The sequence below is a fragment of the Bradyrhizobium sp. URHC0002 genome, from assembly GCF_054059515.1.
On sequence record NZ_JBSSCF010000001.1, the window covers coordinates 2,933,138 to 2,946,602 of the forward strand.

The 13,465-nt window shown below is 63.2% G+C and carries 11 protein-coding genes; 4 read left to right on the plus strand and 7 right to left on the minus strand.

The window, feature by feature from the left end; all coding sequences use genetic code 11:
* Positions 1–13 precede the first annotated feature (13 nt).
* Positions 14–790, plus strand: coding sequence for a L,D-transpeptidase (locus ACVWVY_RS14130; RefSeq protein WP_456626922.1), 777 nt, complete (start codon positions 14–16; stop codon positions 788–790).
* A 192-nt stretch (positions 791–982) separates the two neighbouring features.
* Here ACVWVY_RS14130 and ACVWVY_RS14135 read toward each other — a convergent pair whose 3' ends face one another.
* The 6 genes from ACVWVY_RS14135 to ACVWVY_RS14160 form a co-directional block, all read right to left on the minus strand.
* Complete coding sequence (locus tag ACVWVY_RS14135; RefSeq protein ID WP_456626923.1) at positions 983–1,804, minus strand: DUF2076 domain-containing protein; 822 nt, start codon at positions 1,802–1,804, stop codon at positions 983–985.
* A 127-nt stretch (positions 1,805–1,931) separates the two neighbouring features.
* Positions 1,932–2,774 carry a ChbG/HpnK family deacetylase gene (locus tag ACVWVY_RS14140; RefSeq protein ID WP_456626924.1) on the minus strand — a complete coding sequence of 281 codons (843 nt, stop codon included), beginning with the start codon at positions 2,772–2,774 and terminating at the stop codon, positions 1,932–1,934.
* On the minus strand, positions 2,771–3,817 hold the full coding sequence (locus ACVWVY_RS14145) for a glycosyltransferase family 2 protein (RefSeq protein WP_456626925.1): 1,047 nt from the start codon (positions 3,815–3,817) through the stop codon (positions 2,771–2,773). Before ACVWVY_RS14145 ends, ACVWVY_RS14140 begins: the two co-directional genes overlap by 4 nt.
* Before the next feature lie 75 nt (positions 3,818–3,892).
* The gene (gene hisG, locus ACVWVY_RS14150) at positions 3,893–4,870 is read right to left on the minus strand and encodes an ATP phosphoribosyltransferase (protein ID WP_456626926.1); all 978 of its coding nucleotides are present in this window, start codon (positions 4,868–4,870) and stop codon (positions 3,893–3,895) included.
* Complete coding sequence (locus tag ACVWVY_RS14155) at positions 4,867–6,048, minus strand: ATP phosphoribosyltransferase regulatory subunit (RefSeq protein ID WP_456626927.1); 1,182 nt, start codon at positions 6,046–6,048, stop codon at positions 4,867–4,869. Before ACVWVY_RS14155 ends, hisG begins: the two co-directional genes overlap by 4 nt.
* Positions 6,049–6,223: 175 nt before the next feature.
* Entirely contained in the window at positions 6,224–6,976 is a 753-nt protein-coding gene (locus tag ACVWVY_RS14160) for a 16S rRNA (uracil(1498)-N(3))-methyltransferase (RefSeq protein WP_456626928.1), read from the minus strand.
* A gap of 174 nt (positions 6,977–7,150) precedes the next feature.
* Between ACVWVY_RS14160 and ACVWVY_RS14165 the strand changes: the two genes are divergently transcribed.
* From ACVWVY_RS14165 to ubiA, 3 genes are all read left to right on the plus strand, one after another.
* Positions 7,151–7,702: a hypothetical protein gene (locus tag ACVWVY_RS14165; protein WP_456626929.1), complete on the plus strand. Its 552-nt coding sequence runs from the start codon at positions 7,151–7,153 to the stop codon at positions 7,700–7,702.
* A 284-nt stretch (positions 7,703–7,986) separates the two neighbouring features.
* Positions 7,987–8,655: a hypothetical protein gene (locus tag ACVWVY_RS14170; protein ID WP_456626930.1), complete on the plus strand. Its 669-nt coding sequence runs from the start codon at positions 7,987–7,989 to the stop codon at positions 8,653–8,655.
* A gap of 10 nt (positions 8,656–8,665) precedes the next feature.
* A complete protein-coding gene (gene ubiA, locus ACVWVY_RS14175) occupies positions 8,666–9,592 on the plus strand; it encodes a 4-hydroxybenzoate octaprenyltransferase (RefSeq protein WP_456626931.1) in 927 nt (308 codons plus the stop codon).
* Positions 9,593–9,690: 98 nt separating this feature from the next.
* Here ubiA and ACVWVY_RS14180 read toward each other — a convergent pair whose 3' ends face one another.
* Positions 9,691–12,897, minus strand: coding sequence for an AAA family ATPase (locus ACVWVY_RS14180; protein WP_456626932.1), 3,207 nt, complete (start codon positions 12,895–12,897; stop codon positions 9,691–9,693).
* Positions 12,898–13,465 lie beyond the last annotated feature (568 nt).

Below are 13,465 nucleotides of genomic sequence, written 5' to 3' on the forward strand. Positions count from 1 at the left end.
ACAGAGTACGTCGATGTCCGGAAAAATCTCCCTTGCGCTCCTCGCGAGCGCGTCTTGCCTATGCTTCGCCAGTGAGGCTTTTGCGATCGACGCCTCGCCAATTGCCGAACCCACCGTGATCTACGGCCGTGAGCCGGCGCCGGTGCGCATGGCTTCTGCCGAACGCTCGCAGATGGGCGGCGGCTTCATCGAATTCCTGTTCGGCGATGCGCCGCAGGGCGGGCGCTATCAGCGGGAGCCGGCCTATCAGCCGCAGCCCGATTACGGACGGCGCGCGTTGCTGCCACCGATGGATCCGCAGCAGTCGATGCGCCGGGAGGAGGAAGACCCCGCGCTGCGTCCGATGGATCCGAGATACGAAAAGCAGGTGGTCGAGTATCATGGCAAGGAAAGCCCGGGCACCATCGTGATCGACACCCCGAACAAGTTCCTGTTCCTGGTGCAGGGCGACGGCAAGGCGCTGCGCTATGGCGTCGGCGTCGGCCGGCCCGGCTTCACCTGGTCGGGCGTCAAGACCGTCTCCGCGAAGAAGGAGTGGCCGGCCTGGACGCCGCCGCCGGAAATGCTGGCGCGGCGCCCCGATTTGCCGCGGCACATGGAGGGCGGCCCGCAAAATCCGCTCGGTGCGCGCGCGATGTATCTGGGTTCGTCGCTCTATCGCATCCACGGCTCCAACGAGCCCTGGACCATCGGCACCAACGTGTCGTCCGGCTGCATCCGGATGCGCAATGAAGACGTCATCGATCTCTACGGCCGCGTCGGCGTCGGCGCCAGGGTCGTGGTGATTTGATGCTCGTTGTCGTCCCTGCGAACGCAGGGACCCATAACCACAGGTCCACGTAGTAGAAGAAAGCCGTCGACTACCGCGCGCGACGATTACGGCCGCGGAGTATGGGTCCCTGCGTTCGCAGGGACGACGGCAAAGTGGAATAAAAACGGCCGCCCGATCGGGCGGCCGTTGTCGTTTCAACTCTCGCATCGATCACGCGTAATCGCCATCGCCATCATCGCCGTCGAAGCCGTCGCCATCGTGGTCCATGTCGTCATCGTCATGCGAGGCCTGATCGAAGTAGCCCTGCCGCGAACCGGAATCGTTGTCGTTGTTGTCGGCGCGCCGGCCTGACGAACCGATGTCGTTGACCCCGGCGTCCTTTGCCAGGTTGCCGCCGGACTGGTCGCTCCACGGCCTGCGGTCTTCAATTCCGCCGCCATGGCCGGCCGTGTCGCCGAAGCTTTGGTGGCTGCCGCCGCCGCCCATCATCGAGCGGATGCTGCCGGCCAGCAGCGATCCGCCGACCACGCCGGCCGCGGCCGCCGCTGCCGTTCCGAGGAACGAGCCGCCACCGCCGAACGCAGACGGCTGTTGCTGCGCGCCGCCATATGGCTGGCCGTAGGCCGGCTGGCCATATTGTCCGGGAGGCTGGCCCTGCTGCAAAACCTGTCCGGTGTTCCAGGCCGGCCGGCTGCCGCCAGCCATCTCGGGCGCCCGCACGTTGGGCACCGAGCCTTGGCTTTGGCCATGTTGCTGGTTCTGCCCGAAGATCGCGTCGCGCATCGAATCGAGGAAGCCGCCGGATTGAGCTTGCTGCCCAGCGCCCGCTTCCAGTTCCTGGATGCGCATGTCGGCGCGCTTCAGCGCTTCGTCCTGCACCAGCGCCGTCTGCACCAGCGCATAGACCGCGTTGGGCGCGCTGCGCAGGCCCTGCATGATCGCTGACATCGCCTCGGGATCGCGCTTGGCGCTTTCCAGCTTGGCGAGCCGGTCGAAAAGATCGTCAATCAATTGGCGTTCTTGCGGTGTCATGGCCCTCTCCCTCGCGTCACATCGTCGTCGACGCGGGCAAGATGTAGGGCGGGCTTTGCGTCGCAAGTAGTGGGTGGCTGAATTAAATTTTGGTATGCGACAAAACGCCGGGATTTGCCGGGTCCTATCAACTCAATGTAACTTTATTCGCCGCCAGCAATGCCGGGAATCGATCGCTTGCGAGATACGCGTGTTCCGCCTCGCGCTGGGTGGTGAGGGGGTCGAGACTCCTGAGCGTTTCGTCGACGAACCCGGGGTGGCACATCGCGAGCCCGCCCTCCGGCAACTCCCGAAGGAACTCATCCATCAGCACCGCGAAATCGGGTTCTTTCGAAAAATCATAGGCGCCGGCAAAGGCGGGATTGAACGGGATGCCGGCAACTGCGGCGCGCTTGCGGAATTGCGCGCTGAGGACGTCGAGGACCAGCGCCTTGGGCGCGCCGAGCAGCTTGGCCAGCGGCTTGAGTCGGCCGCCCTGGCGGACCCAGGCCCCGGGGGCTGCTTCCTTCACCGCGCGCAGGAAGGCGTCGCGCACCTGCGGGAAGAGTTGTGCGTGCTGGTGGCCGTCGACGAAATCGGGCGCGCGGCCGAACAGCTCCTTGAAGGCTGCGAGCTGGGCAGAGAGCTCATCCTCGATCAAGCCGGGATCGAGCCGCCGCAACAGCCCTGATCGCAGCATGGTTGGAAACGGCAGGAACAAGCCGCCATCGAGCGGCCGGAAATACATCGTCAGCGGACGAAACGGCGCGGTGAGCGTCGCGTGCAGCCCGATCGCGCAACGTGGGCTGTTCGCCGCTGCGTCCTGCAGCGCGGCGACCTCGGCGCGTCCGATCGCTGCGCCCACCACCATCACCGAGGTGGCATTGAGACGGCCGCGGGAGATCAAATCGCGAATGGCACGGTTGACGCCCTCGGCCAGCCCGTAATCGTCGGCGCACAGCCAGATCCGGCGCAGCGCGGCGTCGTTCATTCCGCGGCGGTCCGCTCAGTGGCGCTCGCCGACGTCTCGGCGTCGGTGCGCTTTTCGGAGTGCTCGGCGACGAAGTAGATCGGACGCGCCTTCAGCTCGGACAGGATCTTGCCGATATATTCGCCGACGATCCCGATCATGATGAGCTGCACGCCGCCGATCGTCATCAGGCCGATCATCAGCGAGGGATAGCCGGGGACCTGCTTGCCGGTGGTCAAGACCTCCCAAAGAATGGTCAGGCCGAAGATGAAGGCGGTGAGCGCGAGCAGCACGCCGAGCAGGCTCGCAAAGCGCAGCGGCGCCACCGAAAATGACGTCAGTCCCTCGATCGACAACCCGATCAGCCGGCCCGGGCTGAACGTCGTGACGCCGTGCGCGCGTGGCGACGGTTCGTAGTCGACGCGGATCTGGCGGAAGCCGATCCAGTTCGACAGGCCCTTGAAGAAGCGGTTGCGTTCGGGAAGCTGGCGCAGCGCCGTGGCCGCGCGCGGCGACAGCAGGCGGAAATCGCCGGCATCCTCGGGGATCTTCTGCCGTGAGCCCCAGTTGATCAGCGCGTAGAAACCGTGCACGGCCTGGCGGCGCAGGAACGATTCATTGTCGCGATGCGCCTTCGCCGTATAGACGACGTCGTAGCCGTCATCGATCCAGTGCGAGACCAGTTTTTCGACCAGATCAGGCGGATGCTGGCCGTCGCCGTCCATGAACAGTATTGCGCCGCGCCGGGCATGGTCCAGCCCCGCCATCAGCGCGGCCTCCTTGCCGAAATTGCGTGACAGCGACACCACCTGCACGTCGAGCGCGTCGGCGCCAAGCGTGCGCGCAATCGCCAGCGTATTGTCGGCGCTGCCGTCGTCGACATAGACCACTTCGCTTTCGAGGCCGTAACGTGCCTTCAGCGTGCGGGCGAGGCCGGTCAGCCGCCCGTGCAGCAAAGCGAGCCCTGCCGCCTCGTTGTACAGCGGCACGACAATCGACAGGCCTTGCGCCGCGGCGCCGGCTGCGGTGGCCGACAGGCGGGAAACGTCAGAGCCGAGCGTCATCGATCAGGTCCCAGATTATCCAACCGTATATGCTACCTGTCGCCACCTGTCGCAACGATGAACGAAACGGCAGCCTTATTGCCGCAAGAACGTCTCGAGCCTGGCAAATAACGGGTTTTCCCGGTCGAGCACGTAATCGAGCGAGGCGATCGAAACCGTATCGGCGCCGTGCTCGCGCAGGAAGCTGCCGAGCGCGTAAAGCTGCATCGGCGGGCAGTGCAGCGTCAGCATGCCCGACGAGGTCGGCCCGCCGAACGGCGTCACCACGCCAAACCGGTTGTGCGCCTCCGCCAGCAGCGCATCGTTGCAGCCGGCGAAGCGGGTGCGGACTTCGCGGTATTGGTTGGCGCGGGCGCGGGCTGCGATGTGGTCGAGGATGACGCGCGCGGTCTCGCGGGCGTCAGCCGACCAGTCGGCATCGCGGGACGCCACGAGATTGGCCTGGCTGCGCAGGATCACGCCATCGTCCAGCACCTTGAGCCCGTTGGCGGCGAGGGTGGCACCCGTGGTCGTGATGTCGACGATCATCTCGGCGGTGCCGACGGCGGGCGCGCCTTCGGTGGCGCCGGCGCTTTCGACGATGCGGTAATCGACCACGCCGTGGGCGGCGAAGAAGTTGCGCGTCAAATTGATGTATTTGGTCGCGACCCGCATCCGCCGGTTATGCTGGGCGCGAAAGCCGGTGGTGACGTCGTCGAGATCGGCCATGGTGCGGACGTCGATCCAGGCCTGCGGCACCGCGACCACGACATTGGCGCTGCCGAAGCCGAGATTGTCGATCAGCAATATGCGCTTGTCGGCGTCCGCAATGCTTTCGCGCAACAGATCCTCGCCGGTGACGCCGAGATGCACCATGCCACGCGAGAGCTGGAAAGCGATTTCGCTCGCCGAGAGATAGGCGATCTCGACATTGTCGAGGCCGGGAATCGTGCCGCGATAGTCGCGCGCGCCGCGCGGCTTCGCCAGCGATAGCCCCGCGCGCGTGAAAAATGCCTCGGCGTTTTCCTGCAGGCGGCCCTTGGAGGGAACGGCGAGAACGAAGGGGGCGGTCATGGGGCGCTCCCTTGCGAAACAGGCTTTCGCGCAACAGGTTTGGCGTGCTGCGTCAGAGCCTCGATCCAGACCGAGAAGCCGACCGCCGGGATCGGTGTCGGCGAGCCGAGTTGCGTCATCAGGCCGTCATAGCGCCCGCCCGCGACCAGCGGCTCAACGCCGTTACCCCTGGCGTGCAACTCGAACTCGAAGCCGGTGTAATAATCGAGCCCGCGGCCGAACGAGGTGGAAAACCGCACGAGCTTGGTGTCGATGCCGCGCGCGGCCATGAAGCCGAGGCGGCTTTCGAGCTGATCGATGGCGGCTGCGAGATCGAGCTTGGCGTCGGCGGCGAGCGCACGCAGTTTCGCCACCGATTCATCGGGGTCGCCCGCGATCGCGAGGAAACGCTTGATGATCGCGAGCGCGTCGCGCGGCAGCGCGCCGCCCTTCAATGTCGATTGTTCGAGGAAGCGGTCGGCGATTTCGGCAACCGTCCGTCCACCCACATTGGTGGTGCCGGCGATCGACATCAGGTCGGTGACCAGCGCCAGCGCCGCCTTGCGGTCGGAGCCGGCAAGGGCTGCCAGCACGCCCTCATATTCGTTGCGGCCGGGGGCGGTGGCGAGCGTCAGCCGCTCGATATCGTCGGTGAGGCTGACCTTGCGGTTGAAGTCCTTGATCAGCCGCCGCCGCCAGACCGGGTACAGTTTGAGCGCGTCGATCAGCGCGGTGAACAGGGCGACATCGCCGGTGCGGATTTCGACATCCTTCAACCCGAAGGCGGAAGTCGCTTCCAGCGCCAGCGCCAGCATTTCCGCATCCGCCGCGGCGCGGTCCTGCCGACCGAAGGATTCGATGCCGGCCTGCAGGAATTCACTCGGCTGGCCGCCGCGATAGCGAAACACCGGCCCGAGATAGCTGAAGCCCGCGGGCTGTCCGGCGCGGCCGGAGGCAAGATAATCGCGCGCCACCGGAATGGTGAGGTCGGGGCGCAGGCAGAGCTCCTCGCCCGACGCGTCGGTGGTGAGGTAAAGGCTCTTGCGAATGTCCTCGCCGGAGAGGTCGAGGAACGGCTCGGCCGGCTGCAGGATGCCGGGGTGGGCCTGGACGTAGCCGCCTTGTGCAAACGACAATAGCAGGGCGTCCGCCCAGGCGGCGGATCCGGCAGCACCTCTGACGGCAGCGGTCGCGGTCATTTCACGTCCAAATATCCGGGAAAACCGGGTTCCAAGGGTTCATTTGGGGCTCCCCGGTGGTTCCGGGGGCCTGGTTGGCGCAGGCCTTAGCATGGCCGGGGCGGCGTTTCGACAGGGATTGGCTAACTGAATTAATGGGCGGTGGCTTATCGGGAGGCGCCTTGGCCGGTTGGAGCTAGCCCGGTCCCGTCCAGTCCCCCAGCGCGGCCTGCACCAGCGCCAGCGCGGCGACGCCGGCGGTATCCGCGCGCAGGATCCGGGGGCCCAACGACAGCCGCAGCGTCCTGGGCTGCCGCAGCAGCAGCGCGCGTTCTTCGTCGGCAAATCCGCCCTCGGGGCCGATCAGGACGTCGATGCCCTCTGCCGCTGATAACCCCTGTTGCAGCGCCTGGATCGGATTGCCGATGTCGGCCGCCTCGTCGCAGAACACCAGCAGGCGACCGGCTTCGCGCTTGTCGAGAAAGCGGTCGAGCGCCGTGGGCTCGGCGACCGCGGCAAGGCTCAGGATGCCGCACTGTTCGGCGGCCTCGATGACATTGGCGCGTATCCGCTCAACGTTGACTCGCGAAACCTGCGTATGCCGCGTCGACACCGGCTGCAGCGCCGAGGCCCCCATTTCGACCGCCTTCTGCACCATGTAGTCGAGGCGAGCGTGTTTCAGCGGCGCAAAGACGTAGGCGATGTCAGGCAGGCGATCCTGCGGCCGCGTGCGTGCGACGATCGTCAGGCCGTCGGGCCGCTTGCGGCCCTCGATCTGCGCCTTCCATTCCCCGTCGCGGCCGTTGAACACCAAAATGTTTTCGCCGGCCGAGAGCCGCAGCACGTTGCCCAGATAGTTGCTCTGGTTGCGCTCCAGCGCGATCCGCGCGCCTTCCTGCAAGGAGGCGTCGACGAACAGGCGAGGGGCGCGAAAGTCGAATTCGGGCATATGCGATGATCCAGACCGGGCCCGCTTTTTAGCCTAACGCGCCGGAATCCGGAGGCTATTTTTGTCTGTTGCCGTCGCCCTGTTTCGCAGACTATCAAGGGTTGCAAAATCAAAGATCGCCCGTTGCTCGGCAGATGTTTCAGGTCCCGTGGTCCTCGCAGGAGAAATCTCTTGATGATTCGCCGCCTGATTCTGCCGCTGACCGCAGCCGTCGTGACGTTTCACACGGGTCAGGCCTTCGCGCAAAGCGCGTTTCCAGCACCGCTGCCCAGCCAGACCGAAACGCCCGCAAGCAGCACTTCGCCAGTTCCGCACATGAACGGGGCGCCATCTGCTTCCCCTGGCGCTTCCGCAGAGTCGCTGGCGGGCAGTCGGTCCGACGCCTGCATGAATGGGTTCGCTCCCTTGCGCGAAGAGGCGGAAAAACGCGGCAAGCTGATCAAAGCGGCGAGCGAACGGCACGCGTCTCCGGTTGAAGGCTGCGAGCTGATCGGAAGTTTCGGCCGGGCCGAAATCAAGATGATCAAATACGTCGAAGCCAATGCGGAGCGGTGCGGAATTCCGCCGCGGATCGCTGACCAGCTCAGGAACGGCCACAAGAACACCGAGAAGATGCAGAAGCAGGTCTGCACCATGGCGCAGCGGCATCCGTCAGCGGGGTCGGACCTGGACAAAGTGCTGGGGCCGGGCGACTTCTGGCCCGCATCCGCTCCGTTCCCCGATTAACCCTCGCGAGCTGAATGAAACGCGTCATGTCCGGCTGCAGCCGGAATGGGCTTCCCCGAGGCGCGAAGTCGGGTTCAGGCATATTTGATTTCCAATCGGCGCCTTTTTTGGCCTAAAGGGCCAGAATCAGGAGCAGTATTGCGCGTCTGGCGTGGCCCTACGCCGCGCTGCCGCCCTAATCCCCGGGTTGTTAAGGGGCGGCAGGAATCGTAAAAGGCCTCGTCTCAGATCTGCTTCGTTCGGAAGTCGTTGGGCTCCCTGAGCTTGCTGGAGAAACACATTTGATGATCCGCCGCCTGATTGTGCCGTTGACCGCTGCCGTCGTGAGCCTTCACGCGGGCCACGTCTTTGCGCAGGGCGCGTTCCCGGCGCCATTGCCCAACCAGAGCGCACCCGCGAATGCTTCGCCGTTTCCGCCGGTGAATGGCGTTGGTGGCGCGCCGGTCCAGAGTGCGGCGCCGGCTTCCGGCGGCTCGGTCTTCGATCGCGGAGCCTCGCCAACGGGCGGAATGGCGCCAGCGGGCGGTCCGCCACAGGCCAGCGGTGGAGCAGACGCCTGCATGAAGGGCTTCGTTCCCTTGCGCGAGGAAGCCGAGCGGCGCGGCAAGCTGATCAAGGCCGCGAGCGACCGCAAGGCGCCGCCGGACGAGGCCTGCAAGCTGATCAAAAATTTCGGCCAGGCCGAAACCAAGATGATCCAATATGTCGAGACCAATTCCGCCAAATGCGGAATTCCGCCGCAGATCGCCGACCAGCTCAAGAACGGCCACAAGAACACCGAGAAGATGCAGAATCAGGTCTGTGCCGTCGCGCAGCAGGTGCAGTCGCGGGGGCCGGCTGGTCCGAGTCTCAGCGAAGTGCTCGGCTCTTCGGCGGCGCTCCCCGAGGCGCAAGCTGTCAAAAAGGGCGGCAGCACCTTCGATACGCTGAACGGCAACGTTCTCCAGCGATGATCTCGGCCCGATGAGCGACGCGACCACCCGCGTTGCCGACGCGACCGGGAACTGGGTCGATACGCGCGCGCCGTCCTGGTCGCGACCCTATTTGCGGCTTTCCCGTTTCGACCGTCCGATCGGATCGTGGCTGTTGCTGATGCCGTGCTGGTGGTCGGCGGCGCTGGCCGCCGGCATGGCCCGTGACGTCTCGCAATTGCCGCTCGTGATCGTGCTGTTCTTGATCGGCGCCTTTGTCATGCGCGGGGCGGGCTGCGCCTGGAACGACATCACCGACCGCGACCTCGACGCGCGCGTCGAGCGGACGCGGTCGCGGCCCCTGCCGGCCGGGCAGATCAGCGTGGCGCAGGCGTTCGCCTTCCTGGTCCTGCTGGCGCTGATCGGGCTAGCCGTGCTGCTGCAGTTCAACCGCTTCGCGATTCTGACCGGCATCACCTCGCTCGTCATCGTCGCGGTCTATCCCTTCATGAAGCGCATCACCTGGTGGCCGCAGGTCGTGCTGGGCCTCGCGTTCTCCTGGGGCGCGCTGATGGGGTTCGCCGTCACGCTCGGGCGGATCGACCTGACCGCGCTCGTGCTCTATGCCGGCTCGATCGCCTGGGTGATCGGCTACGATACGATCTACGCCCACCAGGACACCGAGGACGACGCGCTGATCGGCATCAAGTCCACCGCGCGCCTGTTCGGCGCGCGCACCCACCTGGCGCTTTCGGTGTTGTATTCGCTCGCGGTGGTCTTGATCGGCGCAGCGCTCGTACTGGGCGGCGCGCGCTGGCCGGCATGGATCGGCCTGATCGCTTTCGCCGCGCATCTCGTCTGGCAGATCAGGCGGCTCGACATCGCCGATCCCGCGCTGTGCCTGCGTGTGTTCAAATCCAACCGCGATGCGGGGCTGTTGTTGTTCGCGGGATTGCTGGTCGACGCGGTGCTGCGCTGACTTCGTAGGGTGGGCAACGGCGTCGTCTTTCTTGTACATGCTCGCTCAGGCAGTTCGCAGTCCGATCCATTCGGCCGATTGCGATCCGAACCTGAACATCACCAAGGACTTTCTAATCTTGCCTTGGCCCTCACTAGATCCGGCGTGTCAAAACCCTCGTCAAAAGATCTATAGACCTCGCGGAGTTGTGAGCGACACTTGTCGGCGTCTGGCTTCAGCTCATACAAGTCACACAAGCTCAGGCAAATTCTAAGTTCAAAGGATTTGGCTTTCTGCTCGCGCGCGACTTCAAGACCTTTGCAAAAATAGTGCTCCGCCTGATTCAGATCTTGGTTCGATTTAAGGTACGTTTCGCCAAGCAAACGATATATTTCCGCCGCGTAAAAGCGTTCGCAGCTCTCGCCATCGAGCCTCGATTGCGCCTGCTTCAAAGAGTCGAACGCTTGCCCGTAGCGCTTGTTCTTGATGCATGCATCCGCCATCAATCCCAAAGAGTACGACTCCAATAACAAGGCGCCAGTGGCCCGTTTTCTTTCCAGGCCTTCCTGAATCTCGGCAATACCTTTCTCAAACTCGCCTTGGTCGGCACTTGCCCAGCCGCGTAAAATCAACGCCATGGCTAGATAGTACGCAAACTCATGCTCTTCGCAGAATGCAATGGCTGCGTTCGCCTCACCCGCAACGACTGCCGCATCGCCGCGAAGCTGATGCACGCGAAGGCCTATCGTTCGTGCAATTGCCTCACTGAACGGATATCGAGATGCATCTGCATATCGGCGAGCTTCCGCGCAAAGCCGCAACGCCTGATCTGGATAGCCGAGTACCCAAATCGCCATGCCGTCGTATAACCTTGCATGAACTCGCGGATCTTGTGCTGAGAGTTCAAGATATTCTGCGGCCTTGCAGTCCTCGCAGAGGCTGATGCTGCGTTCCAGTTCCGCGTGGGCAGCGGAAAATTTCCCTTGTGCAAACAAGGTAAATCCTAAAGCTTCGTGGGCAAGAACGTCGTAAGCTGAGTTATCCACGTTCTCAGCGCTCTTCAGCAAATGTTCGGCAAGGGCTTGAGCTTCACCAAGCGAGGCACGAACAAAATTCCACGTCCATAGACCAAACACCGCAGGCAAGATTTGGTCGTCAAGCCCACTCTCTTTGCACAGTTGAAACGCTCGCGTGTATGCATGCTTCACACTGTCAGTGCTCCAGCCCTTATTCGCAGACTGTTTGCCTGCTTCATACCAGTAGTGCAGGGCTCTTTCGTGGTTTCGCGCTTCTGTGTAGTGGTAAGCAATAATCTCGGGCTGAGTTTGCACAACTTCAGGAAACCTCTGCTCGAGCGCCTTCGCGATAGTGGCGTGTAGATGTACACGGCGGCTCTTTAGCAGCCCGGCATACGCTGCATCCCGCACCAGTGCGTGCTTGAAGGTGTATACCGCGTTTGGAATTTCTCCCCGGCAGAACATCAGTTCCGAACGCACCAACTGGTCGAGCGCCTCGTCCAATCTCTCCTTTGGCAGCCCGGCGACGGCGTTTACAAGTTCGTAATGAAATTCGCGACCTGCGACCGCACTGATCTGAGCCACATCCCGCACCGGTGACAGCCGATCAAGGCGAGCCATCAGCGAAGCCTGCAATGTGGTTGGGATCGCGAATGAAGGTAGTGGACCATCGAGAACATACTCGCCGTCCCGCTCGCGCAACAACCCGCCTTCAATCACCATCTTCGTCAATTCCTCGATGAAGAGCGGCACCCCATCGGTGTGAGCGAGAATGTGCTCCATTACCTCCTTGGGGAGTGTCTTGGCTCCGGTCACTCGCAGGATTAACGCTGCGCCGTCGCGTCGGCCGAGGCGGGTGAGCGGGATGGTTGTGGTGTGAGGATAACTCGGCCACGGGGGTGTAAACTCGGGCCGGGCCGTGATCAGCATCATGGCTCGGAGCTGCGGCGCTTGCTCCGCAGCTGTTGCAAGGAGCTCGAGCGAAGTTGGGTCAATCCAGTGGACATCTTCGATGATAAGCAAAACCGGCTGCTGTGCCGCCAACCCATCGAGCTGGGCCAGTAATGCCGCGAAGGTTTTCTCCTTGCGTTTTTGTGGAGTGACGTCCCGCAGTCGGTGATGATCATCGATCGGCAGCGCCAACAAGTTGGCCAGAACTGCCAGGTGTTCGGGATTGCGTGTGGATTGCGCCAGTAGCGCGTCGAGCTTGGATAGCCGCTCCTGAGGTGAGTCGCCGCGCACGAACCCGGAAGCACGTTCGAGCTGATTGATGAACGGGAACAATGCGCTGTGGGTATGATGCTCAGAGCAAAAATAGCGCAAGGTGATGTGTGGTTCACCCTGGATCCGCTCATTAAGCGCCAACGCGATGTGTGACTTGCCAATACCCGGCTCTCCGGTAAGGGTCACCACCCGTCCCCCATCCAGGGTGGCTCGTCGCCAGCGGCGTAACAGCAGCTCTATTTCCTCCTCACGCCCGAACAGAGGCGGCAGCTTGGCGGCGTGCATCGCCTCGAAGCGGCTCTCTACATCGCTCGTTCCCAGCACCTGATAAACCTGGAACGGCGTCGTCCAGCCTTTCAACGCGACGGGGCCGATGTCGCGATAATAAAACTTTCGCTCGGTGAGCCGGCGCGTGCTCGCGCAGATCAACACGGTCCCTGGCTCCGCTATCGCTTGCAGGCGTGCGGCGAGGTTCGGCGTCTCACCGACAACCTCCTGCTCCAGTGTTTTCTCAATCAGAAGCTCGGCAACAACCACGGTGCCTGTCGCAATGCCGATGCGTATCTGGAGCGTCTCGGCGACGTTCCGGATACTCGCCACGGCATCAATGAGTGCGAGCGCGGCGCGCACGGCCCGCTCGGCATCATCCTCATGTGCCTGCGGAAAGCCGAAATAGACCAACGCACTGTCACCCATGTTGCGGGCGACCTCTCCGCTATAGTGACCTATGACTTCTGCGATGCAGCCATGATACGCGACAATCAACGCTCGCATGTCCTCCGGGTCCAACCGCGCCGCAGCTGTGGAGCGAGCCAAGTCACAAAACATCACTGTGAGGTGGCGCCGCTCGCCTTCGCTCGGTCGCCCCGGCTCGGTTCCTGTTTTCGCAGGCTTAGCCCCGGCCTCGTATTCAAGCTCCGCAATGGCGCGCAGCAGCTTACGGCGATGACCTAAAAGGACGCCCAGCTCCTTGAGATCCTGCTCCGTCAGGTCGCGGACGACTGAGAGGTCGATGCCGTTTTCGCCGAAGCGCTGGGCGTATTCCAACAAGCCGATTGACTTGAGCCACTCGGTGACGCCTGTCATGGCGTTCCCCGCTCAGTTCTCGGTCCCCGGAGAATTTGATACTACACACGGTATCACACACGGCGAAAAAGTGAATGCGCGGCAAGATAGGTTTGAATAAGCGCAACCTGTACTCGACCCTTCCATAGTTTTGAAACGTTTGGACGCTGCGTAAAGCATAACGTGCGGACAGCACGGCCAACTCTTCTCTACTGTTTTCGGACCAATCCTGGTTCTTCGCTACTCGGCTACCCCTTATTGATTTCAGCCCGGCCAACCTAGTAACACCGCGGCTCGTGAGATCCTCGCTGCGCCTGCATGAATAACCATTCGAAAGTGCGACTTCCGCGCGTGGCACATCGCGTCATTTCGCGGCGGTGCTATAATTCGGTCGCTTTAGCTGCGAGCGGACATGGCCGGACTTGCCGCCGGTTCACCTCGGTCGCGAATGACCGAAGCGGACATCTGTCGTGTTTCGGATACCTCGTCTAAGTGGTTGGGTGAGTCACCTGGGCTGCCGATTTGTCTCTGCTCCTCCTATTCACCAGCTTGGATGCGGCGCAGAGTGCCTGTTGAATTTCGTCAGTGG

Coding starts and splice junctions, on each gene's coding strand:
- ACVWVY_RS14155 (WP_456626927.1), bottom strand. CDS start 6,048: ATGACCGCGACCGCTGCCGTCAGAGGTGCTGCCGGATCCGCCGCCTGG.
- ACVWVY_RS14165 (WP_456626929.1), top strand. CDS start 7,151: ATGATTCGCCGCCTGATTCTGCCGCTGACCGCAGCCGTCGTGACGTTT.
- ACVWVY_RS14140 (WP_456626924.1), bottom strand. CDS start 2,774: ATGAACGACGCCGCGCTGCGCCGGATCTGGCTGTGCGCCGACGATTAC.
- ACVWVY_RS14160 (WP_456626928.1), bottom strand. CDS start 6,976: ATGCCCGAATTCGACTTTCGCGCCCCTCGCCTGTTCGTCGACGCCTCC.
- hisG (WP_456626926.1), bottom strand. CDS start 4,870: ATGACCGCCCCCTTCGTTCTCGCCGTTCCCTCCAAGGGCCGCCTGCAG.
- ACVWVY_RS14180 (WP_456626932.1), bottom strand. CDS start 12,897: ATGACAGGCGTCACCGAGTGGCTCAAGTCAATCGGCTTGTTGGAATAC.
- ACVWVY_RS14130 (WP_456626922.1), top strand. CDS start 14: ATGTCCGGAAAAATCTCCCTTGCGCTCCTCGCGAGCGCGTCTTGCCTA.
- ACVWVY_RS14145 (WP_456626925.1), bottom strand. CDS start 3,817: ATGACGCTCGGCTCTGACGTTTCCCGCCTGTCGGCCACCGCAGCCGGC.
- ACVWVY_RS14170 (WP_456626930.1), top strand. CDS start 7,987: ATGATCCGCCGCCTGATTGTGCCGTTGACCGCTGCCGTCGTGAGCCTT.
- ACVWVY_RS14135 (WP_456626923.1), bottom strand. CDS start 1,804: ATGACACCGCAAGAACGCCAATTGATTGACGATCTTTTCGACCGGCTC.
- ubiA (WP_456626931.1), top strand. CDS start 8,666: ATGAGCGACGCGACCACCCGCGTTGCCGACGCGACCGGGAACTGGGTC.